Genomic DNA, 25995 nt, shown 5'->3' with positions numbered 1-25995 from the left:
TTAATTAAAATTTAATTTCTGATTGTTCTCCAGATTCCATTTGTTTGACTTGAAGTACACCTTTGTCTTTCTCGGCTTCACCGTAGAAGATCACATTCTTCACTCCACGCTTATTAGCGTAAGTCATCTGCTTCTTCATTTTAGCTGAGGTAGGGTAAATCTCAATAGAATGGCCTTCTGATCTAAATTTACGAGCTATCTGGAGGTATTCTTTTTGATCTTCATCACTCATATTGATGATCATATAATCAACGCTTGCGCTAATATCTTCAAATAGACCGCGATCAAGCATCACATCATAAATTCTTTCTGCTCCAAATGAGATCCCAACACCTGAGAGTTTCTCTTTTTGACCAAACATACTTGTTAAGTCATCGTAGCGTCCACCGCCACCGATACTTCCCATTGAACCATCGACTAGCTTCACTTCGAAGATACAACCTGTGTAGTAATCAAGTCCACGTGCAAGGGTAGGGTCAAATACTAAGTTCTCAATTCCAAGCTCTTTTACATTTGTAAGAACAAATTTCAACTCTTTTAATCCTAGACTCCCAATCTCATCATCCCCAAGGAAGTCTTTGATCATTGCAAGTTTCTCATCTGAGCTACCTTCAAGAGTAAGAAGAGTTGAGAGGCGATTTACTTGATCTTTATTGAAGCCACGATTAAGTAGTTCTTCTCCAACTTTCTCAGCGCCAATCTTATCAAGTTTATCAATAGCAATTGTCATATCTGTTAATTTGTCACTAACACCAAGAACACTTGCAATTCCCTGAAGGATTTTTCTGTTATTGATGACGATTTCAACACCGTCGATCTTTAGGTCCTTAAATACATCATGATAGACTTCCACAAGTGATACTTCACTTAGTAGTGATTCTGTTCCGATGATATCTCCATCGCACTGATAGAACTCTCTGTAGCGTCCTTTTTGAGGACGGTCAGCGCGCCATACCGGCTGAATTTGGTAGCGCTTAAATGGCAGAGCAAGATCATTAAGATTAGCACACACATAACGAGCGAATGGAATTGTTAGATCGTAGCGAAGTCCACGCTCACACATTTTGCTTGAAACGGCCCCAAGGTTTTTTTCTTGAAGATCTTCAGGTTTAACTTTCTTTAAAAAGTCTCCTGAGTTTAGAACGCGAAAAAGAAGCTTGTCTCCTTCCTCTCCATATTTTCCCGTAAGTACGTTCAAGTTTTCAACGGCCGGTGTTTCAAGTGGCATAAAACCATGAGATTGAAACCTTTTTTTAATTGTTTCAAAAATATGATTTCTTCTTGCTGACTCGATTGGCCCGAAATCTCTAGTTCCTTTTGCGTTTTGTGGCTTAATAGTCGCCATTAAATTACCCCTTCGAAATAAATATATTTGTTTATACCCTGATTTTTAGTACTTTTAAAGCAATAGGCGTTTAAAAAACGTGACTTCTTTGCCATAATTTTCATATGAGACAACACACAAAGCTATTACCACTTTTCTTCATTCTATTTATCTATTCATGTGCTGGGATCAAACCATTACCACAACTTGGGACATACGAAGTTGAACAGCGAATTGCCTACCCTGGGAAGGTCAATAAAATTGTCTTGGAATTGCCAAGTATTGGGGAGAAGTTTCGAGTTCTTTGTGGAAAGGAAACTCTTGGCCACAATGTGAAAGGAAATACTCTCGAGACAGTTTGGGCACCAAAATATTGGTACTTTGAGACAAAGGATGGCGAGGAGACAAACGCTGCGACTTCTGTTCACTGCTACCTAAAGTCTGAAGTTTACGGCCAAGAGGTTCAATACCATATCGCAACATTTGAAATTAAGCCTTTTGATTATAAGAAGTCATATATCAAGGTTTCAAAAAAACATGTCGACTTGTCTCCTGAGGCCGTTAAGCGCTGGCAAGAGGAAGTAAAGTTACAAAAAGAAGCTTATGCGACAGCTGAGTTAGAGAAGTCACTAACAGATAAGGACTTTATTAAGCCTCTTGACTCAAAAATAACGGCCTACTATGGTAATCGTCGCGTTTTCAATAATAAGAAGAATAGCTGGCATTCAGGAACTGATATGCGCGCCAGAAGGCCTACTCCAGTAAAAGCTTCTAATGACGGAAGAGTTATTCTCGTTAAGGATCTCTTCTTTAATGGTAATGCTGTTTTCATCGACCACGGAGCCGGTGTCATCACAATGTATTGCCATCTGTCAAAATTCAAGGTTAATCAAGGTGATACAGTTAAGCGTGGTCAAATCATCGCTTTAAGTGGTAATACTGGTCGTTCAAGTGCTCCGCACTTACACTGGGGTGTACGTGTACAAGGTAAATGGGTTGATGGCCTGCAATTCATTAAAGAAAAAGAGCGAAGTCTCAAGGCCCAAAAATATGTTACGCCAAAAATTGAAGGAAAGAATTAATGACTCCAATAATTATTGTCATCGTTTTACAAGTCGCAATCTTAGCTTTCTTATTTCTTATATTTAAGAAAGAGCATACGGTTAACTTTGATGAAGTAACTAACCTTATCCGTTCTCAAAAAGATGATGTTACTGAGACGCTTTTTAGAAATAATAATCAACTAGCAGAGAACTTCTCAAATCTTCGTGAGATCGTGGTTGAGCGCCTAATGGAGACAAAAGGTGCACTTAATAAAGATATGTTTAGTTTCAAAGACCAATTAACACAAGATCTTGAAAAGAAATTTGATAAGACTAATCATGCTATCCAAGAAAAGTTAGAGAAGATCAATAATAAGGTTCAAGAAAACTTAAATGAAGGTTTCAAAAAAACTAACGAAACTTTTACTGGTATTATCGCTCGTCTTGCTAAGATTGATGAGGCCCAAAAGAAGATTGAATCTCTCTCAACTAATGTTGTAAGCCTACAAGAGGTTTTAACCGATAAGAAGTCTCGCGGGATTTTTGGAGAGGTTCAACTAACTTCGCTACTTAAGTCTGTCTTTGGAGACGGTGATAAGTACTATAAGCTTCAGTTTAAGCTATCTAACGACAAGCTTGTGGATGCAATGCTTGATCTTCCTGAGCCAATTGGAAGATTATGTGTCGACTCGAAATTTCCACTAGAGAATTTCAAGAGAATGTTTGAGGGGAGTGTTGAGGAGAAGACTCTTGCTCGCCGTGAGTTTGTGAAGAACGTTAAAAAGCATATTGATGATATTTCTTCAAAATATATCATTAAGGGTGAAACTTCTGAGCAGGCCGTTCTATTTCTTCCTGCAGAAGCAATCTTTGCTGAAATTCATGCTTATCACGAAGATATTATTGCTTACTCTCAAAAGAAGAATGTTTGGATTGCTTCACCGACAACTTTTATGGCCACTTTAACAACTGTCCAGTCAGTTCTGATGAATATGGAGCGCTCTAAATATATGTCGATTCTACACGAAGAGATCAATAAGCTGGGTGTTGATTTTGGCCTATATGAGAAGAGATGGGGTGACCTAACTAAGCACTTAGCGACGGTAACTAAAGACGTAAATAATATTAATATAACGACTGGTAAGATTTCCAAAAGATTTCAAAGGATTATGGAAGTTGAGATCGATAAGGGGCAGGCCCCTGAAGTCGAATTTTCTAGTCAGGAAAGTTTAAATGACTTATAATGGGCAATAGGTTTCAAAGAAATTTAGAATAAAAGGAATAATATATGAGTTTAGAAGTATTCGTAGCACTTAGTTTAGTGGGTTTTTGGGCACTTTTACCAGCTTCTCTAGCTATTGCTTGTAAAGACTTTGATGATGCCATGATGGATGATCATCACTAGGAAATAAGGATAACTTTTCCCTTGTTTCAATAACTTAAGTAAGCTCCTATAATAGTATTTAAATATATATTATAGGAGTTCAGATATGGCAAAAAACCGCCGTCGTCTAAAGCAAATCTGGATCAATCCAGAATTTCAAAAACACTTTCTTGTTAAATTTGGATTCTTAAATCTCATCTCTTGTGGGCTTTTTGTGGCCACAATTTTGTCTTTCTTGGTCAATGTCAAAGAGATGGCAGAGGAGAGTGGTTTTTTTCAAAGCCAGGCATTTCAAGGCTTTTGGGATGTACAAGTTCAAATTATCAGCTTCTCGCTTCTTATTGCTGTACTCGTTTCATTCTTCCTATTTCTCTATCTAGGCCTAACAATGTCTCATAAGATAGCAGGTCCACTGTATCGATTGAATCAACATTTTAAAAAATTGGCCAACTCTCAAGGGGATAAAGAGAACTTTTTAGAGAAGGTAACTTTTAGAAAAGGTGATTATTTTAAAGAGATCGAAGACTCATTTAACGAGCTAGTAGATAAACAAAACTCTCGCAAATAAATTCTTTGGCCTGATGCCAAGAATAGTACTCATGTAATTTTAGTTAGATAAGAGGTTTAGGATTTATAGAGTTGTGAATTCAGTAAGTTGTAAGTGCTTTAAAATAGTGATGTTAAGCTAAAGGAAATTACTTACAGAAAGGAAGTAGTGAAATGTTAGCATTCTTATTCTTAATCATATTTAGTGGCCATCAGGCTTTCGCTCAAGGGATTTCAGTAATCCCAAATAACACAGCTCTTGGGGTTAAGCTTAATCAAGTCGGTAATGTTGTTAAGAAAAATTCTTGTGATCAATTTCGTTCTAAGCATTTAAATATTACCCTGACGCCAACATGTTATGGTGCAAACCTTCGTCACGCAAAGAGTTCAATTGATCCTCGTGGCGGTGATATAAAAATGAATGTTAAACTTTCAAATGGTGGAAAGCTGTTTGAAAGTAATACTACCTTCTCTCCTCAAGTTACTTGGCCAAATACTTATGGACAGTCTTGTAATTGGGAAGCTGATACAAATAAGGTTAAGTGTTTAATTCAAAGTGGAAATTCATCACGAAATATTGATTATAATTGCTCTTATAACAAAGAGAAATTTTTCTTAAATGACTATCTTGATTGCTCTCGTAAAGGTGACCCTTTAGGACAAGCTGATCTTAATAAGAAAGTAAAATGTAAGTTCTTCTATAATTGGAAGGGAACTGGTTATGCTGCTAAGTCTTCTTATACTAAGAAGCCAGGAATTGCTAATTGTGGAATTCGCGGTAAAGAGACAATGGATGTGGAAACTCATATTGTTTCAGGAGCTGATGATACGGCCGAAAGCGAAATTCATGAAGGGGAAGTTAATGTCTTAATTTCAGAGATACAAATTCCTAAGCGTACAGGGGCAAGAGATTTAAGTACTGGGAAAGTACAGTTTTCTGGTCGATCAAGTGATGTTAATGTTGAGTTTTTTCAACATAATGTTAATGAAGATAAATGGGTTAAATTAGATTACAAGGGTAGTATTGGTCTAAATGATTTTGAGGACTGTCTTAATATAAAAGCCGCTTTCTTGGGACGTAATCAATTTTGTGGATCATATTACTCGCCGCTAATGTTATTTTTTGACTCTGAACTTCCACAGTTTCTAGGCCGCAGCTCATTTCCACTTATCAATGATGTTCCAATCATAAACTGGGTTGAGCCAAACTCAAAAGGCTACTTCCTTGCACTAGATCGTAATGGAGATGGAAAAATCAATAGTGCATTAGAGCTATTTGGTAATCAAAATACTTATGAAAATGGTTTTAGAGCTCTTGCAAAATATGACTCTAACAATGATGGCATCATTGATGCTAATGATGAGATTTATTCAAATCTTATTTTATGGAATGATCTCAATGGTAATGGAGTAAGTGAAAGTTCCGAGTTAACGTCACTTCTAAAACGAGGAGTTACATCAATAAGCTTAGATTACAAGAAAGGACATATCGCCTTTGAAGGAAGGGCCGAAGCGAGAGAAAGATCAATTTTTACAACTGAAGATGGACGAAATGGAAGTGTCTATGACATTTGGTTTTCTCCTGCGCTTTAGTAATTAATCGATTAAAGACGGAATTTTATGAAATTATTAAAAAATGAAAAAGGTGGCGCGACCTTAGCATTTATCATCTTTGCTTCTGTTGCGGCAGCATACTTGACCATGAACCTTAATAAAGTTCTCGACGTGGTTTCAAAAAAGAAGAAAGATGGACGTATAAACGCCGAAATTGATACTTTTACCAGAGGATTAATTTCTTATACTTCACATGCACTAAAGAATCGTTGGTGTATGGATGAGAGTTGGGAACGTAGCGAAAAATGCTCTGGTGACATGCATGAGGTTATTAGCAATAAACGTAATCTTGAAAGGCTTCTTTGGTCTAGCACTGCTGTAACAGCAATAAAGAAAGCATATCAAAATGAATACAATAGAGAAATTGGATTTGAACCTGCCTTAAATGAAGTTCAAACAACTGTACAAATTAAGTCACTAGAAGAGCTAAGTAAGAGTCATCCTATCAACTTATCACTCTCACATACTTTGCGAAACTGTATGGATGAAGTGCTTATTAAGCTTAATCGTGCTGAGAATAGTGCTCTTTATACATCCGGGGATGATCGTTATATCGAAATTTATGTCGAAGCAAAGATGAAAGAGGATTCACAATGTGATGATTACGATAAAAAGCCTTATGCTCGTAGCTTAGTCGGACTTTTTCCTCGTACTTTGAATCAATTTGCAATTATTAAAGGTGGAGATTTTGATATAACGAAATACACCGGCTCAAAAAGTGCTAAAGGATTAAATATTCATGCACCAATCTATGTCGATAATGATTTAATTATCCCGACTTCTTCATACGCCCCTGTTGGACTATATTCAAATATTCACTTAGGTCGAGGAAGTATTAAAGGAAGTAGTGGGGGGTTTGAACCGCCAAGTCATGGTGGAGTCAATGACCAACTTTATTCAACTTACCCAATGGTTAAAACGATAAAGAGAGGGGTGATCTTTGAGGATGAGGTAGATGAAGGGATTGCAGTCTTATTTGGCAATGCTTACTACTCAGATACAGCTCTTGCAAAGAAGTGTGATATCTGGCGAAAACTAGAGGAGAATTTATCTGAAACTCGTGACTCTCGCTTATTTGGTAGAAAAGGGAGTAGTGGATTCAGTGTTGGACTATCTAAAACGGACCTTCCTATTTCAAATGAGTTTAAGGAGTATGGCTATCCTAGTGCCATGGTAAGTGAAAAAGAAGGTTATATAAAGATATTAGATAATATTAAGAATACTGTTTCTTATATTGATCCTGGAAATTCTGAAAAACCAATCATGAAAATGGATGTTACTGTACCTGCAAATGGTGAGTATGCAGAGCTCTTGCTTGCAAGGGATTCCCAGTTCAAAATTAACTTAAACTCTAATATCAACTTTATAAAATCAAAAGATGTCTTAAATCAAGAAACTGTTTCAGAGGAACAGTTTGACGATACTTATAAAGAGAATGAATTTGAAGGTATCGTTCGTCGTTTGAAAGATAAATGTAATAGTCTTAACTCAAAAAATTCAAATGTGAGATCTAGTGAATGTAGCCTTGTTAGTGCAGGGTTTAATACTGATAAAAGTGGAAGCTGCTCAAGCGAGTATTCTAAGAAGCCTGCAAGAAAGGCCACTTGTGATTTCCGTGTAAGTGAAATTGAAAGGCTATCAGATGACTATAAGAAGTTGAAGGATGAATCATTAAAGGAGATTGATGATTTTTTAAAAAATCAGCCTAGTATTGACTTGAAAATGTCAGCATCTACGACAAATATCACGAACTTTAACTTAGGAATTACAAATAAAGACCAACTCAATACTGATGTTTATAAGAATATTTCACAAATAAAACTGTCAATAACAGCATTTGATTTTGCCATTGAAAATAGTTCAAACCCTATTTCAGGAGCGCGCCGAAGTGAGCCTCAGAAACCGGGACCTAATGAGCTAGGAAATCCTAATATTATAAATATCGTGTTCTTAAGGGATCAGTTTGGAAAGTTTAGCGGTGTTAAGTACACCAATGCTGAAGATAAGGAACTTGGAGGTTGGACACTTCTGAAAAAAGATAATTCCTCAAATGAACCACCAAGAAAACCAGAAGAAGGGTTTTTTGATAAGTTAAGTGATGAGATTTATATTCCAGAAGATGGGTTAACATTATCAGAAAGTAAGGAGCTTAAAGATAAGTGTTCTGGTATTCCTGATAATGATAATTTTTCTTGGGATATTTCTTTTACTAAGAATACTCTACATTCATGGATGTATGATGTTGGGGGTAATGGAGTGACTTTAACTGACGTTATGGAGATGCAAGATCTATATCGTTTCAATCAGGGGAATATGTTTCCAGGTGATGCTGGAGGTATCCCAAATCAGTCCGTGACTAAGAAATGTATCATACCAAGTGAGGTTGATTTTATCTTTGGTTTCTATGCTTGTAAGAACTTGGTTGTCGAAGCAAGGTCAACACCTTTAACATTTGTGGGAACATTACTAGTAAATAAATTAGAAATACCTAGTGGAGCTCTTAATGTTGGAGTTGATTTCTATAATATATGGCATCCTGCGGCCATTGAAAAACTTCGAGAATATAAATGGCTTGCTCGAAGAAGAGATAATGGTGATATTTTAAATTGTGATAATAGTATAACTGTTTGGGATAAGAATATCTCAAGACAAGAGCAGTACGACCTAAGAACATGCTCTCCAATTCATTTTGTGCTTGAAGGTCCAAACAATTATAACTGGACTACTGTAGATCCAGAGATTGGTTTACCTGATGATGGTGGACTCGTGACAAGGTCTAAGATACCAAATCGTTATCGACGTTTCAATATACAAACCTATTGGGTTGAAACGGGGAGTCTTTAGATGAAGTTAGATAATAGGGGACTCTCTCTAGCTGAAATTGTTGTTACTGCTGGACTTCTTGGTGTTCTCATATATGCCTTTGTTGGAGGTCAGAATGTGTTTAGGAAAGCGAATAAGAAGTCTCGAAGTCAAGTCGTTCAGTATAATATTGTTCACTCTCTTTATCGAAAAATTTCTTCAAATAGTGCTCTTTTTCAAATGAACTTAAACAGTGACGACTTCTTATCTATGACAAGTGTACAAGACTTAAATGAAAAGCTTCCACTGGCATGGAATGATAAACTAGTTACTTCCGTGGATGAGTGTCCGTCCTGTCCGGGAAGGTTGGGCTATGTTCTTATTCCACACCCGAGTTACCGAGGCCTCTTGAAGCTCGTCATAAGAGTTACCCACAGGTCCTATATCAAAGGTTTTAAAGATTATGAATTTATCATTTCTGGGGAATAAATGTTAAAGTTGTTAAGAAATAAGAAAGGCTTTACTCTTGTTGAAGTTCTTGTTGCATCAGGGCTCGCTGGAGTTGTTCTCTTATCTGCTACTCATTTTTTTAGTCAATATAAGAAAGATAATAAGAAAATAACGCAAGAGATTTTAGAAACGATTAATTTAAGTCAATTTGAACAAGTCATAAGTAAAGATCTCTCACTTGCTAAGCTTTCATTGGGGTCTTTAGAATTTAAGGATGAGAATAATAAGAACTTCTTTGACTTCTACTTTGATGTAACTTGCGAAAAAGATTGTGAAAGAGAGATCACATTAAAGACTCCTTCTGGAGTTGGGTCTTATTCAACATCAATTTATTTCCTTATTCAAGATCCTTTCTTCTCTAAAGAAGTTATCCTAAATCCTAGCGAAGCATATAATAGCGGCACAGAATTTCACGGATTCAATTATAATAATAACTTAAATAATAAGCTCTATCGGCCAGGACTTGAGGATGATAAGCAGGATTTAATTTGGCGAAAGGATGCATTAATCTATGCGTATACAAACCTGCCTGTTCGTAAAGATAGTAAAAATCCAGGTACGAACCCTCCTGTAAAGTATAATTACCTTGGTTGGGTCAAGTCTAAAAACTCTAAGAATTTAGTAAAAGAAAGTATTGAATCTGATATGTTCATTAATTGGGATATTAGAAGTATGAACTATTACAATGATGAAGATGATTTCTTGCGAAATATTCCATTTGTTTATGGCCTTGCTAACTCTGTCAATATTGCAAGGGCACGTATTATCCGTTATCGACTAAAGGCCTATAGGGATAATGACCAAGTGCTAGGCAAACTCTTTCGCGGGATAAAAAGGCCAAATGGAGAGTACAAAGAGTTCGTTATTGGTGATGGCTTTAAAAGTCTTACTTTTAAGCGCAAGGATGTATCTCTACCATTTATTGATGTGAACTTTGATGTCGTTGAATAGTTGTCTCTTAAACAAGGCCTTGTGCTTGAGCTTGCTCTATTGTCAGAGTTTTTAACTGAACAGCATGCAGATCTTCGCTTAACTTCTGCTTTAAAATGTCCATAACCATTCTATGCTGAGCTAAAAGCATTTTGCCTTTAAATTCGTCACTAACGATTGTGATTCCAAGGTGATCGCCGCCTCCAGTAAGGTCGTAGACCATCACTTGTGAATCTTTGATATTTTCCTCGATAATTGTTTTTACTTGTTCAAATAACATAGATAACTCGCTTTCTGCTTTTGTTCCTTCTTATAGAGCAACTTTTGATGCTGCATAGAAGCTTGTGATGAAAGTTAAAATTCTAAACGCTAGAGTTGTGATACCTAGGTAGCGGTGTTTCTTAAGAAGTCCTGCTTTACCTTTTAGAACCATGCGCCCTGAAATAACCATTGCAACGTAGAGCAGGACACTAGATACAGCAAAGAATAGGTGAATCTTAAGTGCTGTTTGTGACTGGAATACTTCCATTGCTTTATCAATTGCGCTGCGGCTTAATTCAATTTGTAGAATTAAGATAATATCCCAAATCATGGCCCCAGACATAATCTTAACGTGTTTTTGGCGTTTTTTGCTCTGGGTTACTCCATAAATCATTAAAGATAGGATCAGAAATGATTGAATTTGAAAAAATGTCGCAGAAGACATGTCGCACCCTTACGTAATGAAATTATTAATAATATGTAGCTAGAATAAGGCATAAAAAGGTGATTATCAATACGATTTAACAATGTTAAATTAAATAAAGGCCTAGGGGCTATGGGAGTAATAAACAAACATGGATACGATGAATACAGAAAATAACACACTAGGTAAATGGGCACTACTTGATATTGAGACAACGGGTGCAGATTGCAGTGTTGATGAAATAATTGATGTTGGTTTTCTTCAGTTCGAAGGAACTAAACTCGTTCATAAATATGAATCTCTGTGTCGTCCTAGTTTTGAAATTTCTAAGTTCATTCAAAAGCTCACAGGTATTGATAACAAAATGCTAAAGCGTGCTCCGCTTCTTGATGATGTCATCGGAGAAGTTCTTGAGCTTGATGGCCATGATATTCTTGCCCATAATGCAGACTTTGAAGCTGGCTTCCTTGATCATCACTTCGAAACCCTCGACTTTAGAGAAGGGCATCGTTGGCAAGACTCTCTCTACTTCTTATCACTGCTTTTCCCGCACATGTCATCTCTTAAGCTTGAAAACTTTATTGTTGGCTTTGGTTTAGCTGAAAAGGAATTACACCGAGGTTTCCAGGATTCGGTGGATCTATTAAAAGTTGTCATTGTTGCATCTCTTATGACGAAGAAAGATGCTGGTAAATACAACTTCATGATGTCTTTAATGCATAAATACTCTCTTCAAGACTATTGGTTCTTCAGGTTCTTATGTCTTTATGAAGAAGAACTATTTGATATTTCTGAACAAATCGATTTTGATCCTGCCGCTCACATCGAGATGGCACTAGAATGGGCGTATCCTAAAACACTTGAAGATAAGCAAGTGTATGAGCAAAACTTTGATATGACCTTCAATGGCCAAAATGTGAAGAATATTTTCAGTGATGAGGAGAAGGTTTCGACACTATTTAATGGCTACCGCTATCGTAAGTCACAAGAAGACTTGGCCCTTAAAGTTGGTCAGTCTTTTAAAAACCATATCCACGCCATGGTACAGGCGCCTACTGGAACGGGGAAAACTCTTGGCTACTTAGTTCCAAGTGCTTTATTTGCTTTAAGTGAACAAAAGCAAGTTCTTGTGGCCACGGGAACAAAGACTCTTCAGGCCCAGGCCATGAATAAAGATGTTCCAGCACTTCATAAGCTCTTAGGAGTCTCTCCTAAGGACTTAAAGATTCGTCAACTTGTTGGTTCAAGCAATCACTTTTGTGAGCTTCTTTTTACCCAAAGACAGAATGAAGAGGATCTTTTTTCTCAAAGTAATGACTTAAAAGATAAGTTTTCTGATATCTATTTTGAGTCTCTTTTTTATCACAATTCAAATAGTGCGCTAGAGCATATGATCTCAAAAGATGATCTACCATTTGTTCTTCGCATGAAGCTCGAAAATTTTTCGCAAGCTCAAAAAGACTTGGCGGTAGACTACCGTGCCTGTTCAAGTAAGCAGTGTCCATTCTACGCAAATTGTACTTATATCCGAGGACTTCGTGATGCAAAGGAAGCCGATATTATTATTGGAAATCATGCATTGATGTTTTCTTGGACTAAGTCTTTTCCTAGACCTGCTTACGTAGTGGTGGATGAGGCCCATAAAATTGAAGGAGAGGCAACAAAGGCATTCTCCGCAGAAGTTGCACAAAGTGATCTAGAAAGCCTTCACAAACAATTCCAAAACCTACAAGGTTTAGGTTCTCTTTTCTATTTAATCAATACGATGATTGATGAGAATCAAGAAGAAGAGATTTCATCTCTTCGAATGTTATCAATTGATACGGCCTCAATGCTTAGAGATCACTTATTCGAACTTCCTGAGAAGTTTGAGATGATCTTTAAAAAGATGCCTCGCTATACTGATAAGTTCTGGAATGAACTTCCAATGATTATGCCTACAGAAAAGGAGGCCCTTCGTTTAAGTGTCTTTCACCATCTGGAGAGTATCTTCTATCTTTTAAAGTCTGTTCACGAAAGGTTGTACCCTTATACGATTCGCTGGCAGGTAAGTGATATGCAAGGCCAAGGTGAAATTACGGCCTGGACTCGTTTTGAGGCATTTGTGGGACAGCTTGAAGATGTGATGAATGCTCTTTCCGTCCTATTAAAGATTGAAAGCTCGTCTCAACCTCATTCTCTTTCGATGAAGTATCATGAACAACAAGGTTTCTTACTAAGTGCCGGACCTATTAATACTGGGCGCATCTTGCATGACCAACTTTTACAAACTTCTTCATCAGTTGTTTATACTTCTGCAACTCTAGGAAATGAGCACGGAGATCAAGGTAGTCGTGGTATGGAGTGGTCGACAGGTTATCTTTATAGTGAACCTGAAAGACGCTTTAGAACAGGGCTCTATCTTCCTTCTGTCTATGATTATAAGAACCGTACGAAAGTATTCTTATGTGATGATACACCATCTCTTTATGATAAGGACTTTGTGAAAACAATTTGTGATCGCCTAACTCCTTTTATTGAAGATATTGATGGTAGAACTCTACTCTTATTTTCTGCTCGTGCTCGATTTGAGAAGGCCGTGGAATATATGCTGGATAAGTTTGAAGGCAAGCTTCCGGTTTTTGTTCAAGGAATGGGGGCCAATGTTGTTGAAGAGTTTAAAGAGAGTGGAAACGGAATTCTTATTGGAATGGAGTCTTTTGGTGAGGGGATTGATGTTCCTGGTGATGCCTTAAGGTTTGTCTTTATTGATAAAATTCCAGATCTTTCAATGGAGCAGGTTATTCGTCTTCGTCGTGAGTATTATGAAACAAATATAGGAAATGAGTTTGAAGACTATTACCTTGCCCATAGAACAAGAAACCTACATCAGAAACTTGGAAGGCTGTTAAGAACTGAAACAGATGCAGGTGCGGTAGTTGTTATCGACTCACGTGTGAAGAAGTGGAAGAACTCGACAATGGCCAAACTTACGAAGCAGATGGAGCCTTATCAAATTCATCGCACGAACTTTAAGGAAGCACTAGAGGCCTCTAAGGACTTTGTGAATACGCTAGATTAGTTTTTCTGTTTTAAGTACTTTCTAATATCATCAAATTCTTTTGGAGCGACTGTCTTGGCATAATCGATCTCTTCTTGAGTCAGAGGGATATAACCTCTGTCATAATTCCAACCATATCCCCAGCGGTAAGATGTTTGGTACTGAGGGCCTCCACCAATTCGGACCCCAAGATACATGACGATTGACATCCAATCTGTAAACTCTTCTTTCACACACGCTTTTAGTTGTTGGTCGGCATGAAAGCGCTGGGCCTCAGTGCCTCCTAGCCAGTAATGTTGATCGTGGACAAAACAACACTTAAGCCATGCTTCTGGCTTTGAGATCGTTCCGTCTGGCCACTTTGAACAACCATCTGATATGAAGGGCGAGAGTTGTTTTGAAAGATGGATTTCACTTTTCTTACTTATATCATTTCTGCTGGTAGGAAGCTGCGCACAGGAAGTCGTGAATAAGAGCAAAGAAAGGTTAAATGTAAAAATATAATTCTTCATATATCTATCTTATACGTTGTTTGAAGTTAGTTATTCTTAAGGTCACTTTCGTCAAATTCTTTATCGTACTGAGCGATCTTTCTCAAATCCTTAATTGTGAGTTTTTTATTCCAAAAATTTTTTGGAACATGCATAAAAGTTTTTTCATAGGAAGGATCAATTTCTAATTGAATGACTGCGATCTCGTCTAAATTGTAATTCTTAAAAAAACTTTTCATTTCGAGTACGACGGGGTTTTTAAGAGGGGAGGCCGGAATCTCAAGTGGTGCTAGCTTCATTGATAGGTCATAATTTCTTTTTTTCAACATGAACTTTTCTGGTAATCTAATATCGATATCCCACCACTCTTTGTTGGTTGTCATAAGAAGTCTTTGCGTCTCATTTTTATCGACAGGTTGTAATTCTTTTAACGAATCCTTAAGCCAAGAAGTCATATTTAAATTGTATTGTATACTTGAAAAGGCAAGCTTCTCGTTGATTAAAGCTGAAGCAATTTTTGCGCCAAGAATATTTGAGTAAAGATCCTCTGGAGAGTAAGCAGATTGTTCTTCTGAAAATATTGAGACATTTCTGTAGCCATGCCATTGTGCAAATTCATGAGAGATGGCCATTTCATATGCAAGCTTTGAAGCAAGTGCTGAAGTAAAATAAATCTTATCTTTGCCTTGTAACTTACTAGTCTCAAATGCTTTGAGAACAATTTTTCGCTTACCAATTTCATAGGGTAATTCAATCTCAAAGTCAGTACCTAATTTGGGATAAATCTTATAGAAAAGGGTTAATGTGATATCTGCTGTATCTCTGATATGTGCTGTATCAATTAGGCCAGCTCTTTTTGTATATATCAGTCCATTAACTTCAGGTTCTCTTTTTCCAATTGATTGCATCTCTTCCTTCGAGAAGTTATCAATATTGTATACGTGTGTCCCAAGTGAGTGGTAATCAACAGTATTTCGTTCTTTGAAAAAGGGAATTGGGATGGATAAAAGTTTGACTCTAAAATCTGTCCCAAAAGCACAGCACGGCCTAAAGTTTTGTGAGAACTCAACTTTATCAAATGGTATAAGATTTAAATCTAAATTTGAATCTTCCCCGTAATCTTTTGATAAGATACTATTAATAGTATTGTTGTCCGGTTTGGTACTTTCAACCCAAATATTTCCAGCACAAGAAGATATCAAAACTAACACAAATGTTGATATCCAAAATCTATTCATCGCTAGCTTCGGTCAAGGTTGTTGAGATATTTAATAGAAATATTCGTTCCTTGCTTGTCTTTTATAATATAAGGAATTGTTTGGTGTTGAGAAAGCCAGACACTTAGAAAGTCTGGGGCGACTTTCATATCCTTACTGTCTTCAGAATCTGTTTTTTCAAATAACTTGTACTGAACAGCAGTAACTGATGTTCCTGCAATCTTTATTGACTCTGATGTCTGGGCAGCTCTTTCAACAACGATACTATTATTGATAATTGGCCCGTCATATTTCCACTGGTTATTTGAAGAAAAGAATGAGTAGTAGTTCTTTCCAACCGAGTCAAATTTTTTCGACCAAAGAAAGAGCATACTACAACAGCTTAGTGGTGTTGTGACATAGAATTTAGGAGAGGTTGTAATCGACTCACGATTAACTTCACCATCGCATTCAAATTGATACTTAAGCTCACTTGTGGAATGATCAAATAAGAAAATTTCTTTAGAAAGTTGTTCTCCAAGACTTTTAACGATTTGAACTTTGACAGGAGTGTATTCCTTATCAACTGTGTAGGCGACATTGATTTTTAGGAGCTCTCCCGTCATTACACGTGCCAGCATTTCTCCTTCAAAGTAGATCTGGTGGAGTTTTGGCCTGCGATAAACTTCAAATGTCTCTTCAGCATAGAGATTATCCTTGCGGTAGTAGTTGTATGCACCGCGAAAGATCTTTTCTCCCTTATTACTGTTTCCAAAATAGCTCATATTAAATATTATATATTAAATTAAAATTTTGTAGAAGAGGTTAGTTTTGCGCTCCGGCTTTCGCGTATTTGTTGAACGCTTTATCTATTTATTCAAAACCGTTGCCTTTTGGTTTATTACAATCATAGGTAATCTCGGTGTGGTCATCTTCGCATTTGCTTTCCTACATCTTGAAAAAGGGGCCAATCCAAAAGTTGTTGAGCTTGGAGATGCTATTTGGTGGGCCTTTACCACAATAACCACTGTTGGCTATGGAGATATTACTCCTGTTACACTTTGGGGAAGGGTTATTGCCATTGTCCTGATGATCTTTGGAACGGGACTATTTGCCACATATACTGCGATTTTTGCTAATGTTATGCTTGGACGTCAATTTCTTACCATCGGAAGACGTGTACAAGTCTTAAAAAGAAATGTAGAAGGGATGCAATCAAGTCTACATAGAGAAGATTTAATGTTAGAAAGAGAGCTAGCTAAGTTAAATAAAACTTTAAATATATTGAATGATAGAATGACGAGTCTTGAAGAGAGAAATGGAGAAAAGAAATGAGTTATGAATTTTACAAAGTACTTCACGTGTTTATGGTTGTCCTTATGGTTGCTGCCTTTGCACCTCAATTTGTAAGTACTGAAGCGCAAAACAGAAAGCTATTTAAAATTACTTCTGGTATTGCAAGTTTCCTACTTTTTGTAGGAGGTATGGGCCTTCTTGCTCGTATCGGTGTTAGTCATGGTGCTGGTTGGCCACTATGGGTTAAGGTTAAGGTTGGGCTATGGGTTGCAGTTTCTGCTCTTGGGCCAATTCTTGCAAAGCGTATGAAAGCAAACCGTCTTGCTGGTCTAGGTTTAATTCTTGCACTAATTTTTATTGCAATCTTCTCAGCAGTAACTAAATACTAAGAAATTTTAAAGAAGAAGTTTTGGACCGTAATTGGTTAACATATAAGGGCCTTTGGGCCCTTTCTATTCCTTCCATCCTTGCATCGATGCTCGAGCCACTAAGTTCAATTGTCGATACAGCTCTTGTTGGAAATTTTGATACAAAAATGCTGGCCGCTATGGCCATCGGTGTTTCTATTATGTCATCCATCACTTGGATGTTTAATTTCTTAGTACACGCACCTATTCAAGCAATTTCTCAAAAGCTTGCAAAAGGTGAGTATGAAAATGTTGTCTCACTTATCAAAGTAACATTCTTAATCGCATTTTCGATCGGACTTTTACTTGTTCTTATTTTTGTACCAGCTCGTCACTTTGTTTATGACTTCTTAAGTGTAACTAAAGAACTATACTCTTTATGTGATGAATACTTCTTAACGAGACTTTATGGACATGTTTTTATTTTATTATTCATGTCGGCCTTATCTGTTCTTAGAGGAATGGCAAAAGTAAATATTGTCTTGGGCATTATTGGTGTTGCCACTTTTGTAAATATCGTCTTGTCATACCTTGGGCTCTATCAACTCAATATGGGGCTTTCAAGTGTTGCCGCTGCTACTATTTTTGCTAACGCAATAGGCTTCTTTATTAGTCTTTATTTTATACTTACTCACGAAAAGGTTCGCCATCTCTTTTTATCTCAAAAAATTATTTTGGCCGATGCATTCCACATGGGGAAAAGCTCGATCAATGTTTTCATGCGCTCTGCCTTCTTAACATTAAGCTTTTTCTTGGCCACTAAAGTTGCTAGCTCCATTTCTTTAAAAGCACTTGCTGCTCATCAAATTATATTAAATCTTTGGCTATTTGCTTCTTTCTTCACTGATGGCGTGGCCACTTCTGGAAATATTATTGGTGGAACACTTTTTAGAAATGAAGGCCATGAATATTTAAAAGATATCTTTCACAAGCTCCTAGTGATGGGTGGTGCTATCGGGATTATCTTTTGTTTGATTTTTACTTTTGCAAATGGCCCGTTGATCTCACTTTTTACCTATGATGAAAGTATTCATCAAACGATAAAAGGGATTATTTACTTCCTTGCTATTGCTCAGATTCCTGTGTCGATTGCCTATGTTTATGATGGCCTTGTCTTTGGGATAAATCGCTTCGACTTTCTAGGGCGCCATATGGTAATCGCATTCTTTACATGCTTTCTTCCTCTGGCCTATCTAAGCTATTTAAATCAATCTTTTTTGCTTCTATGGGGGGCAATTTTCTCGGTGGGTATCTACCGATTTATTTCGAATGCATACTTAATTGGAAAGACATTAAAGGTTAAATCAACATGAAAGAAAAAGGATCACAGGGATTCTCAAAAGACTATTGGGAAGTCAATTACGAGGAAGCTGATCAAATGGATGGAATAGGTAATGTGGAACAACACGTTGGCTATATTAAAAATTTATTTGGTTTAGAGTATATTGATATCAGCTCAATTATTGACTTAGGCTTTGGCCTTGGTCACTTATTTGAGGCACTTTTAGAGGAGTTTAAACCCTATAAGGCCCATGGGATAGAGCCAAGTGAGTACGCTTACAAAATTGTAAAAGATCGCGAAATCAACAAAATCGAATCAACGAAATTTAAGTTAGAAAAAACAGATATTGTTAGTTGGTGTCGAAAGAATGAAAACACTAAGAAGTCATTTGATCTTGGTGTTTGTACAAGTGTTTTTCAATACCTCACTGATGAAGAACTAGAATACTGTTTGCCAATTCTGGCATCCAAAATAAAGTATTTTTATCTAACGGTTCCAACAGATAAAGAGTTGGATCGCCAAGTTGAAGAGCTTGAGTTTAAAGACGAATATGCCATTCGTAGAAGTCGTACAAAATACCAGAAAATGCTAAGAGAGCATTTTACATTTATTTCTAGTCGACTACTGGAAAGCAAGGTATATTTTGATGAAACAAACACAAATTTTACCGACTTATTATATCGATATTAAATGGAGTTTATTATGAGTAATTCTGGTCTTGATACAAAGACATGTGAAGCAATTGTAAAGGGTGAAGCCAAGGCCCAAACAGCAGCGCAACTTATGAGTGCACGTTACTTTGCTTATACAATCGGCAATATTGATTTCATCGTTGATTCAACACACCCAGATCATAGAGAGGATATGGATGTAAATGAAATCAAGGCATGGTCATCACAATCTGAATGGAAGGGTCTTGAGATCGTTGACACTGCAGAGGGGACAGAGAGGGACGACTGGGGAATGGTTGAGTTCAAGGCAACTTTTGGCCTAGGTGGACAAGACCATGTGCATTATGAGCGTTCTGAATTTGTTAAAGTTGATGGAGACTGGTTCTTCGTTGACGGTGAGCCAATTGTAGCGCAGGTAAAGAGAGATGGTGCAAAAGTTGGACGCAATGACCCATGTCCTTGCGGCTCAGGTAAGAAATTCAAGAAATGTTGCGGTCGATAATTGTCGACTAAATAGCCTTTGTTTTAACGCATTATGGTCTCTTAAACGAGTGTCGTGATTAGTTAAAATTAGGGTTACAACTTTATGTATTTCTGTTAAAAAACTAATAATTTCATAAATATTTTATTGTTAACAAACCAAGATAACGGGATTTGTCGCTATGATTCACATTAAGAGAGGATTGGATCTTCCTATCAGTGGGAAGCCATCACAAAAGATTGAGGTAGGACCTCAAGTGACTAAAGTCGCGCTTACTGGACCAGACTATGTTGGAATGAAACCAACAATGCTAGTTCAAGTGGGTGACGAAGTTAAAAAAGGTCAGGCGTTATTTTCTTGTAAAAAAGTTGAAGGTGTTCTTTATACAGCACCTATCAGCGGAAAGGTTATTGAAATTAACCGTGGTGCAAGAAGAGCGTTTGAAACTTTAGTAATTGAAGTTTCAGGTAACGAGCAAGTTACATTTGAAAACTTCAAGGGGACGGGAGTAAAAGATTTAGCAAAAGAAGATGTTCAAGCACTTCTAGTTGAATCGGGTCTATGGCCAACTTTCAGAACAAGGCCATTTTCTAAAGCGCCAGCTTTAGCTTCTGAGCCACATTCGATTTTCGTAACAGCAATGGATACAAATCCACTTGCAGCTGACCCAGCAGTAGTAATTGCTGAAGCAAGCGAAGATTTCGTAAACGGTGTTGAGGTAATCTCAAAGCTGACTGATGGAAGAACTTTCGTTTGTAAAGCGGCCGGTGCAAATATTCCAACGCCTTCAACGACTAAAGTTGAAACAAAAGAATTCGCAGGTGTTCACCCAGCAGGAAACGCAGGAACTCACATTCACTTTATTGATCCTGTAAATGCAAATAAGACTGTATGGTCAATCAACTACCAAGATGTAATTGCTATTGGTAAACTTTTTGCAACTGGTGAACTATCAACTGAGAGAGTAGTCTCGATTGCAGGTCCAGCATCTGTAAATCCAACTCTTGTTAAAACTGTTCCAGGTGCTCACTTAGGTGAGGTTACTTCTGGAAAAGTTGGACAAGGTGAGGTGAGAGTTGTTTCTGGTTCTGTTTTCAGTGGACGTGCAATGGTTGGAGCTTTTTCTTACCTAGGACGTTTCCATAACCAAATTTCTCTACTTACTGAAGGGCGTGAAAGAGAGTTCTTAGGATGGCACAAGCCAGGTCTTAATAAGTTCTCTGTTAAACGTACTTTCCTACACTGGCTAAAGCCAGGGCAGATTTTCGATTTTACTACTGCTACTCACGGTTCTGATAGAGCTATGGTACCAGTTGGATCATACGAAAAAGTAATGCCTCTTGATATGCTACCAACTCAACTTTTAAGAGCACTTGTAACGAAAGATGATGACTATGCAGTCGAATTAGGTTGTTTAGAGCTAGATGAAGAAGATTTAGCGCTTTGCACTTTCGTAAGTCCTGGTAAAGTTGATTTCGGTCCAGCTCTAAGAGAAAGTTTAACTACTATTGAGAAAGAAGGATAAATACAATGTTGCGCAAACTTCTAGATTCTCAACATGATAATTTCGCCAAAGGCGGGAAGTTCGAAAAGTTTTATGCTGTTTATGAAATGATCGATACTTTCCTTTATACTCCAGGTGGAGTGGCGAAAGGTTCAGTTCATGTTAGAGATGCACTTGACTTAAAAAGATTAATGATCACTGTTGCTATTGCTCTTATTCCAGCAATGTTTATGGCAATGTACAATACTGGTTTTCAGGCCAACTCAGCTTTAGCTGCAGCTGGTATGACTCCTGAAGGTTGGCGTGCTGATATCATTTTAGCACTTGGTGCAGGCTTCTCTCCAGATAGCCTTGTAGCAAACCTTCTACACGGATTCCTTTACTTCTTCCCAATTTTTCTAGTAACGCAAATTGCTGGTGGTTTCTGGGAGGCACTTTTCGCGATCGTACGTGGTCACGAAATTAATGAAGGTTTCCTTGTTACTGGGATGCTTTTCCCACTAACTCTTCCTCCGACAATCCCTCTATGGCAAGTTGCTGTAGGGATCTCTTTTGGTGTTTTAATCGGTAAAGAGGTTTTCGGTGGTACAGGGAAGAACTTCCTTAACCCAGCACTAACTGCTCGTGCTTTCCTTTTCTTCGCTTATCCTGCACAAATTTCAGGTGATGCAGTATGGACAGCAGTAGACGGTTTCACTGGTGCAACGGCCCTTTCTCAAGCGGCACTTGGTGGTGTTGGAGCAATCACAACTTCAATGCAAGATGCATTCTTAGGATTTATGCCAGGTTCAATGGGTGAGACTTCAGCTCTTGCTTGTTTAATCGGTGCTGCGGTTCTAATTATTTCAGGTATCGGTTCTTGGAGAATTATGCTTTCAATGGTTCTTGGAGCAGTTGTTACTTCTGGAATCTTAAATGCTATCGGTTCTGATACAAATATGATGTTCTCAGTAACTCCACTTTGGCACTTAGTGATTGGTGGTTTTGCTTTCGGTACAGTGTTTATGGCAACTGATCCAGTATCAGCTTCTATGACACACAAAGGACACTGGTTCTATGGTGCTTTAATCGGTTTCATGGTTATCCTTGTTCGTGTTATTAACCCAGCTTTCCCAGAAGGTACTATGCTTGCAATCCTTTTCGGAAACTGTTTTGCACCTTTAATTGATTACTTTGTTATTCAAGGAAATATCAAGAAACGTGCAAACGGATACAAAACGGCTTAAGGGGGCAGTGATGAGTAATGATAGTACTGCAAAAACTCTGATCGTAGCAACAATCCTATGTGTTGTTTGTTCAGTTGTCGTATCTTGGTCAGCGGTTTCACTGAAGCCACTTCAAGATGAGAATAAAGTTTTAGATGTTAAGAAAAACCTTCTGATGACTGCAGGTCTTGTAAAAGCTACAGCTCAAAAGAAAGAGATCTTAGAAGCATATAAGCAAATCGAAGCAAAACTAGTTGATCTTAAAACTGGTGACTATGTAACAGATATTGATGTGACAAAGTACGATGCTGTAAAAGCTGCTAAAGATCCAAAAATGAACTATGCAATTCCTGCGTCGGAAGACAAAGGGAAGATCAAGTTCCGTGCAAAGTATGCAAAAGTTTACTTTGTTAAAGCTGGTGAAGAAATCAAGTCTGTTGTTTTCCCAATCCACGGTAAAGGTCTTTGGTCGACAATGTATGGTTTCCTAGTTCTTGAGACTGATCTAAATACTGTTAAAGGTATTGGTTTCTATTCTCACGGTGAAACTCCAGGTCTTGGTGGTGAAATTGATAACCCACACTGGAGATCGGTATGGCCAGGGAAGAAAATCTTTGGTGATGCAGGTAAACCACAAATTCAAGTAATTAAGGGTGCTGCTAGTAAAGCAAGCAGCTTTGATATTGATGGACTTTCAGGTGCAACTCTTACTGCTAATGGTGTAACAGGAACTGTTCGCTATTGGATGGGTGACGATGCATTTGGACCTTTCATCGATAAATTCACACAAGGTGGGGGTGAATAATGAACTTTAAAGAAACAGTAGTTTCTCCATTATTTGAAAATAACCCAATTGCACTTCAAATCCTTGGTATTTGTTCTGCTCTAGCGGTTACAACAAAGATGGAATCGGTAGCAGTTATGTGTCTTGCCGTAACTGTTGTATGTGCATTTTCTAACTTATTCGTTTCTTTAATTAGAAACCACGTTCCAAGTGCAATTCGTATCATTGTTATGATGACGATTATTGCTTCACTTGTAATCGTGACAGATCAAGTTCTAAAAGCTTACGTTTATGACGTTGCAAAATCGATGTCAGTTTATATTGGTCTAATCATTACAAACTGTATCGTTATGGGACGTGCGGAAGCATATGCGATGAAGAATCCTCCAATCATGTCATTCTTTGATGGTATTGGTAACGGAATCGGTTATTCACTCGTACTAGTATTTGTAGGATTTTTCAGAGAGCTTCTTGGTTCAGGAAAACTTTTTGGAATGTCTATTTTAGCAACAACTGGAGAAGGTGGTTGGTACCAAACTAATGGTATGGCACTTCTTGCACCATCTGCATTCTTCTTAATTGGTTTTTTCATCTGGGGACTACGTACTTGGAAGAAAGATCAAGTAGAAGAAATGTAAGGGTAGGTGAAATATGTTAGAACATTATTTAAGTTTATTTATTAAAGCAGTATTCATTGAGAACTTGGCCTTAGCATTCTTCCTAGGTATGTGTACATTCCTAGCAGTTTCAAAAAAGGTTAAGACTTCTCTAGGTCTTGGTGTTGCGGTTGTAGTTGTTCAAACAATTACAATCCCTATCAACAACCTACTTTATAACTACTTACTAAAAGAGAACGCTCTTGAGTGGGCAGGGATTCCAGGTACAGATCTTTCATTCCTCGGTCTAATTTGTTACATCGGTGTTATCGCGGCGATGGTACAAATCCTAGAAATGTTCCTAGATAAGTATATGCCAGCTCTTTATAACGCTCTTGGGATTTTCCTTCCTCTAATTACTGTAAACTGTGCCATCATGGGTGGTTCATTATTTATGGTTGAAAGAGATTATACTTTTGGAGAGTCTGTTGTCTTCGGTCTAGGTTCTGGTTTTGGTTGGGCCCTAGCGATTGCAGCTCTTGCAGGTATTAGAGAAAAAATGAAGTACAGTGATGTACCAGATGGTCTAAAAGGTCTTGGTATTACTTTTATCACTGTAGGTCTAATGGCACTTGGTTTCCTAAGTTTTTCAGGAATCCAACTTTAGTAACGGTAAGTAATAAAAAGGAAATATTATGAATGCAATTATTCTTGGTGTTTTAATGTTTACCGTTGTGGTTCTAGCACTAGTTTTAGTAATTCTTTTTGCTAAATCAAAGCTAGTATCAAGTGGTGACGTTAAGCTAACAATTAACGGTGAGAAAGTAGTTCACATTCCAGCTGGTGGAAAGTTACTAAATGCTCTTGCTGATCAAAAATTATTCGTATCTTCTGCCTGTGGTGGTGGGGGTACATGTGGTCAGTGTCTGGTTCACGTACACTCAGGTGGCGGAGAAATTCTAGAAACTGAAATGTCACATATCTCTAAGAAAGAAGCTCGCGAAGGCTTAAGGCTTGCATGTCAGGTTGGTATTAAAACTGATATGGAAGTTGAAGTTGAAGAGTCTGTCTTTGGTGTAAAGAAATGGGAATGTACGGTTAGATCTAACCACAACGTTGCTACTTTCATTAAAGAATTTGTACTTGAACTACCTGAAGGTGAGTCAGTTCCATTTAGAGCTGGTGGTTATATTCAAATTGAAAGACCTGCAGGACTTTCAATCGATTATAAAGACTTCGATATTGAAGAAGAATACCGTGGTGACTGGGATCATTTCAACCTTTGGCAGTACAATTCAACTGTTAATGAAGAAACGATCAGAGCTTACTCTATGGCAAACTACCCTGAAGAGAAGGGAATCATTATGCTTAACGTGCGTATTGCTTCTCCACCTCCAAGAGCTCCAAAAGGAACTCCTCCAGGGAAAATGTCTTCTTATATCTTTAGCTGTAAGCCAGGTGATAAAGTTACAATCTCTGGTCCATTCGGTGAGTTCTTCGCACGCGAAACAGATAAAGAGATGGTATTTGTTGGTGGTGGAGCTGGTATGGCGCCAATGCGTTCACACATCTTCGACCAACTTAAGAGACTTCACTCTAAACGTAAGATGACTTTCTGGTACGGTGCTCGTTCAGTTAGAGAAATGTTCTATGTTGAAGACTTCGATGGCCTACAAGCTGAGAACGATAACTTCACATGGCACGTTGCACTTTCAGATGCACTACCGGAAGATAATTGGACAGGTTACACTGGGTTCATTCACCAAGTACTTCACGATGAGTATCTTGCTAAGCACCCAGCTCCAGAAGATTGTGAGTACTACCTATGTGGTCCTCCAATTATGAACAAGTGTGTTATCGATATGCTTCTTGACCTAGGGGTTGAGAGAGACGATATCATGCTCGACGATTTTGGGGGTTAACTGCGGCATCTTCGCAAAGCGAAGATATGACGCAGTTAGGGCGCCCATCGCCTGAAATGAAATTAAACTTCAACAAGCCAGCTTTTAAGCTGGCTTTGTTGTCTCAAGCGCAAAGGGACCAGCTCCTTCTGTGTCTTAAACCGAAAGCCGCGCCTGCGGCTAGCTTTCTTGAATCACATCCATCTCTGCATCAAAACTGCCCTTTGGGGCACTTTTACCGCAGGATGTTCTGAGGTTTATCCGGTTGGTTGCCTCAATCTTTGGCTTTTATGTCCAGGAGGG

General features: G+C 37.8%; 25 protein-coding genes. 19 read left to right on the top strand and 6 right to left on the bottom strand.

The window, feature by feature from the left end; genetic code table 11:
* Positions 1 to 4: 4 nt before the first annotated feature.
* Positions 5 to 1345 (bottom strand): histidine--tRNA ligase, encoded by a 1341-nt coding sequence (gene hisS, locus ABMA76_RS07795; protein ID WP_392907337.1) that lies wholly within the window; start codon positions 1343 to 1345, stop codon positions 5 to 7.
* A 104-nt stretch (positions 1346 to 1449) separates the two neighbouring features.
* On the opposite strand from hisS, the gene ABMA76_RS07790 reads away from it, so the two are divergent.
* The 7 genes from ABMA76_RS07790 to ABMA76_RS07760 all read left to right on the top strand — a co-directional run bounded on the left by ABMA76_RS07790 (position 1450) and on the right by ABMA76_RS07760 (position 10174).
* On the top strand, positions 1450 to 2406 hold the full coding sequence (locus tag ABMA76_RS07790) for a M23 family metallopeptidase (protein WP_392907340.1): 957 nt from the start codon (positions 1450 to 1452) through the stop codon (positions 2404 to 2406).
* Positions 2406 to 3611: a DNA recombination protein RmuC gene (locus ABMA76_RS07785; protein WP_392907343.1), complete on the top strand. Its 1206-nt coding sequence runs from the start codon at positions 2406 to 2408 to the stop codon at positions 3609 to 3611. The genes ABMA76_RS07790 and ABMA76_RS07785 overlap by 1 nt, the downstream gene beginning before the upstream one ends.
* 246 nt (positions 3612 to 3857) lie before the next feature.
* The gene (locus ABMA76_RS07780; protein ID WP_392907346.1) at positions 3858 to 4319 is read left to right on the top strand and encodes a hypothetical protein; all 462 of its coding nucleotides are present in this window, start codon (positions 3858 to 3860) and stop codon (positions 4317 to 4319) included.
* 152 nt (positions 4320 to 4471) lie between these two features.
* Positions 4472 to 5890, top strand: a complete 1419-nt coding sequence (locus ABMA76_RS07775) for a hypothetical protein (RefSeq protein WP_392907349.1) — start codon at positions 4472 to 4474, stop codon at positions 5888 to 5890.
* 27 nt (positions 5891 to 5917) lie between these two features.
* Positions 5918 to 8755 carry a hypothetical protein gene (locus tag ABMA76_RS07770; protein WP_392907352.1) on the top strand — a complete coding sequence of 946 codons (2838 nt, stop codon included), beginning with the start codon at positions 5918 to 5920 and terminating at the stop codon, positions 8753 to 8755.
* The gene (locus ABMA76_RS07765; protein WP_392907355.1) at positions 8756 to 9202 is read left to right on the top strand and encodes a hypothetical protein; all 447 of its coding nucleotides are present in this window, start codon (positions 8756 to 8758) and stop codon (positions 9200 to 9202) included. It begins immediately after the preceding gene.
* On the top strand, positions 9203 to 10174 hold the full coding sequence (locus ABMA76_RS07760; protein WP_392907358.1) for a type II secretion system protein J: 972 nt from the start codon (positions 9203 to 9205) through the stop codon (positions 10172 to 10174).
* Positions 10175 to 10181: 7 nt separating this feature from the next.
* Here the strand turns inward: ABMA76_RS07760 and ABMA76_RS07755 are convergent, their stop codons facing one another.
* Together ABMA76_RS07755 and ABMA76_RS07750 are read right to left on the bottom strand one after the other, a co-directional pair.
* On the bottom strand, positions 10182 to 10433 hold the full coding sequence (locus ABMA76_RS07755; RefSeq protein ID WP_392907362.1) for a BolA/IbaG family iron-sulfur metabolism protein: 252 nt from the start codon (positions 10431 to 10433) through the stop codon (positions 10182 to 10184).
* 30 nt (positions 10434 to 10463) lie between these two features.
* Positions 10464 to 10859 (bottom strand): hypothetical protein, encoded by a 396-nt coding sequence (locus ABMA76_RS07750; protein ID WP_392907365.1) that lies wholly within the window; start codon positions 10857 to 10859, stop codon positions 10464 to 10466.
* Between the two features lie 130 nt (positions 10860 to 10989).
* Here ABMA76_RS07750 and ABMA76_RS07745 point away from each other — a divergent pair, with 130 nt between their 5' ends.
* Entirely contained in the window at positions 10990 to 13899 is a 2910-nt protein-coding gene (locus ABMA76_RS07745; RefSeq protein WP_392907368.1) for a helicase C-terminal domain-containing protein, read from the top strand.
* Here ABMA76_RS07745 and ABMA76_RS07740 read toward each other — a convergent pair.
* The 3 genes from ABMA76_RS07740 to ABMA76_RS07730 are packed head-to-tail and all read right to left on the bottom strand — an operon-like array spanning position 13896 to position 16350.
* Entirely contained in the window at positions 13896 to 14390 is a 495-nt protein-coding gene (locus ABMA76_RS07740; RefSeq protein ID WP_392907371.1) for an FAD-binding oxidoreductase, read from the bottom strand. The two genes, ABMA76_RS07745 and ABMA76_RS07740, sit on opposite strands and share 4 nt — an antisense overlap.
* A gap of 26 nt (positions 14391 to 14416) precedes the next feature.
* Positions 14417 to 15580, bottom strand: coding sequence for a DUF4056 domain-containing protein (locus ABMA76_RS07735; protein WP_392957656.1), 1164 nt, complete (start codon positions 15578 to 15580; stop codon positions 14417 to 14419).
* 29 nt (positions 15581 to 15609) lie between these two features.
* Positions 15610 to 16350: a hypothetical protein gene (locus ABMA76_RS07730; protein WP_392907376.1), complete on the bottom strand. Its 741-nt coding sequence runs from the start codon at positions 16348 to 16350 to the stop codon at positions 15610 to 15612.
* A gap of 46 nt (positions 16351 to 16396) precedes the next feature.
* Here ABMA76_RS07730 and ABMA76_RS07725 point away from each other — a divergent pair, with 46 nt between their 5' ends.
* The 11 genes from ABMA76_RS07725 (at position 16397) to nqrF (ending at position 25713) form a co-directional block, all read left to right on the top strand.
* Entirely contained in the window at positions 16397 to 16900 is a 504-nt protein-coding gene (locus tag ABMA76_RS07725; RefSeq protein ID WP_392907379.1) for a potassium channel family protein, read from the top strand.
* Positions 16897 to 17250, top strand: coding sequence for a SirB2 family protein (locus ABMA76_RS07720; RefSeq protein WP_392907382.1), 354 nt, complete (start codon positions 16897 to 16899; stop codon positions 17248 to 17250). The genes ABMA76_RS07725 and ABMA76_RS07720 overlap by 4 nt, the downstream gene beginning before the upstream one ends.
* Positions 17251 to 17270: 20 nt before the next feature.
* Positions 17271 to 18581 (top strand): MATE family efflux transporter, encoded by a 1311-nt coding sequence (locus ABMA76_RS07715; protein WP_393061313.1) that lies wholly within the window; start codon positions 17271 to 17273, stop codon positions 18579 to 18581.
* Positions 18578 to 19240 carry a class I SAM-dependent methyltransferase gene (locus ABMA76_RS07710; protein ID WP_392907388.1) on the top strand — a complete coding sequence of 221 codons (663 nt, stop codon included), beginning with the start codon at positions 18578 to 18580 and terminating at the stop codon, positions 19238 to 19240. The genes ABMA76_RS07715 and ABMA76_RS07710 overlap by 4 nt, the downstream gene beginning before the upstream one ends.
* A gap of 12 nt (positions 19241 to 19252) precedes the next feature.
* On the top strand, positions 19253 to 19723 hold the full coding sequence (locus tag ABMA76_RS07705; RefSeq protein WP_392907390.1) for a YchJ family protein: 471 nt from the start codon (positions 19253 to 19255) through the stop codon (positions 19721 to 19723).
* 160 nt (positions 19724 to 19883) lie between these two features.
* Positions 19884 to 21227: a Na(+)-translocating NADH-quinone reductase subunit A gene (locus ABMA76_RS07700; RefSeq protein ID WP_393061311.1), complete on the top strand. Its 1344-nt coding sequence runs from the start codon at positions 19884 to 19886 to the stop codon at positions 21225 to 21227.
* 5 nt (positions 21228 to 21232) lie between these two features.
* A complete protein-coding gene (locus ABMA76_RS07695; RefSeq protein ID WP_392907396.1) occupies positions 21233 to 22432 on the top strand; it encodes an NADH:ubiquinone reductase (Na(+)-transporting) subunit B in 1200 nt (399 codons plus the stop codon).
* A 10-nt stretch (positions 22433 to 22442) separates the two neighbouring features.
* Positions 22443 to 23216 carry a Na(+)-translocating NADH-quinone reductase subunit C gene (locus ABMA76_RS07690; protein WP_392907399.1) on the top strand — a complete coding sequence of 258 codons (774 nt, stop codon included), beginning with the start codon at positions 22443 to 22445 and terminating at the stop codon, positions 23214 to 23216.
* On the top strand, positions 23216 to 23833 hold the full coding sequence (locus tag ABMA76_RS07685) for an NADH:ubiquinone reductase (Na(+)-transporting) subunit D (protein WP_392856353.1): 618 nt from the start codon (positions 23216 to 23218) through the stop codon (positions 23831 to 23833). The genes ABMA76_RS07690 and ABMA76_RS07685 overlap by 1 nt, the downstream gene beginning before the upstream one ends.
* A 13-nt stretch (positions 23834 to 23846) precedes the next feature.
* Positions 23847 to 24458: an NADH:ubiquinone reductase (Na(+)-transporting) subunit E gene (gene nqrE / locus ABMA76_RS07680; protein ID WP_392907401.1), complete on the top strand. Its 612-nt coding sequence runs from the start codon at positions 23847 to 23849 to the stop codon at positions 24456 to 24458.
* 28 nt (positions 24459 to 24486) lie between these two features.
* Positions 24487 to 25713: an NADH:ubiquinone reductase (Na(+)-transporting) subunit F gene (nqrF, locus tag ABMA76_RS07675; protein WP_392907404.1), complete on the top strand. Its 1227-nt coding sequence runs from the start codon at positions 24487 to 24489 to the stop codon at positions 25711 to 25713.
* The last annotated feature ends 282 nt before the right edge of the window (positions 25714 to 25995 follow it).

Source organism: Halobacteriovorax sp. ZH5_bin.2 (genome assembly GCF_043196375.1).
GTDB lineage: Bacteria > Bdellovibrionota > Bacteriovoracia > Bacteriovoracales > Bacteriovoracaceae > Halobacteriovorax_A.
Note: the sequence above shows the minus strand (reverse complement) of the source record. Positions and strands in the feature narration are given on the sequence as shown.

Excerpts from the sequence above, each read along its gene's own strand:
- hisS (WP_392907337.1), bottom strand. The coding sequence starts at position 1,345 with ATGGCGACTATTAAGCCACAAAACGCAAAAGGAACTAGAGATTTCGGG.
- ABMA76_RS07790 (WP_392907340.1), top strand. The coding sequence starts at position 1,450 with ATGAGACAACACACAAAGCTATTACCACTTTTCTTCATTCTATTTATC.
- ABMA76_RS07785 (WP_392907343.1), top strand. The coding sequence starts at position 2,406 with ATGACTCCAATAATTATTGTCATCGTTTTACAAGTCGCAATCTTAGCT.
- ABMA76_RS07780 (WP_392907346.1), top strand. The coding sequence starts at position 3,858 with ATGGCAAAAAACCGCCGTCGTCTAAAGCAAATCTGGATCAATCCAGAA.
- ABMA76_RS07775 (WP_392907349.1), top strand. The coding sequence starts at position 4,472 with ATGTTAGCATTCTTATTCTTAATCATATTTAGTGGCCATCAGGCTTTC.
- ABMA76_RS07770 (WP_392907352.1), top strand. The coding sequence starts at position 5,918 with ATGAAATTATTAAAAAATGAAAAAGGTGGCGCGACCTTAGCATTTATC.
- ABMA76_RS07765 (WP_392907355.1), top strand. The coding sequence starts at position 8,756 with ATGAAGTTAGATAATAGGGGACTCTCTCTAGCTGAAATTGTTGTTACT.
- ABMA76_RS07760 (WP_392907358.1), top strand. The coding sequence starts at position 9,203 with ATGTTAAAGTTGTTAAGAAATAAGAAAGGCTTTACTCTTGTTGAAGTT.
- ABMA76_RS07755 (WP_392907362.1), bottom strand. The coding sequence starts at position 10,433 with ATGTTATTTGAACAAGTAAAAACAATTATCGAGGAAAATATCAAAGAT.
- ABMA76_RS07750 (WP_392907365.1), bottom strand. The coding sequence starts at position 10,859 with ATGTCTTCTGCGACATTTTTTCAAATTCAATCATTTCTGATCCTATCT.
- ABMA76_RS07745 (WP_392907368.1), top strand. The coding sequence starts at position 10,990 with ATGGATACGATGAATACAGAAAATAACACACTAGGTAAATGGGCACTA.
- ABMA76_RS07740 (WP_392907371.1), bottom strand. The coding sequence starts at position 14,390 with ATGAAGAATTATATTTTTACATTTAACCTTTCTTTGCTCTTATTCACG.
- ABMA76_RS07730 (WP_392907376.1), bottom strand. The coding sequence starts at position 16,350 with ATGAGCTATTTTGGAAACAGTAATAAGGGAGAAAAGATCTTTCGCGGT.
- ABMA76_RS07720 (WP_392907382.1), top strand. The coding sequence starts at position 16,897 with ATGAGTTATGAATTTTACAAAGTACTTCACGTGTTTATGGTTGTCCTT.
- ABMA76_RS07710 (WP_392907388.1), top strand. The coding sequence starts at position 18,578 with ATGAAAGAAAAAGGATCACAGGGATTCTCAAAAGACTATTGGGAAGTC.
- ABMA76_RS07705 (WP_392907390.1), top strand. The coding sequence starts at position 19,253 with ATGAGTAATTCTGGTCTTGATACAAAGACATGTGAAGCAATTGTAAAG.
- ABMA76_RS07700 (WP_393061311.1), top strand. The coding sequence starts at position 19,884 with ATGATTCACATTAAGAGAGGATTGGATCTTCCTATCAGTGGGAAGCCA.
- ABMA76_RS07695 (WP_392907396.1), top strand. The coding sequence starts at position 21,233 with ATGTTGCGCAAACTTCTAGATTCTCAACATGATAATTTCGCCAAAGGC.
- ABMA76_RS07690 (WP_392907399.1), top strand. The coding sequence starts at position 22,443 with ATGAGTAATGATAGTACTGCAAAAACTCTGATCGTAGCAACAATCCTA.
- ABMA76_RS07685 (WP_392856353.1), top strand. The coding sequence starts at position 23,216 with ATGAACTTTAAAGAAACAGTAGTTTCTCCATTATTTGAAAATAACCCA.
- nqrE (WP_392907401.1), top strand. The coding sequence starts at position 23,847 with ATGTTAGAACATTATTTAAGTTTATTTATTAAAGCAGTATTCATTGAG.
- nqrF (WP_392907404.1), top strand. The coding sequence starts at position 24,487 with ATGAATGCAATTATTCTTGGTGTTTTAATGTTTACCGTTGTGGTTCTA.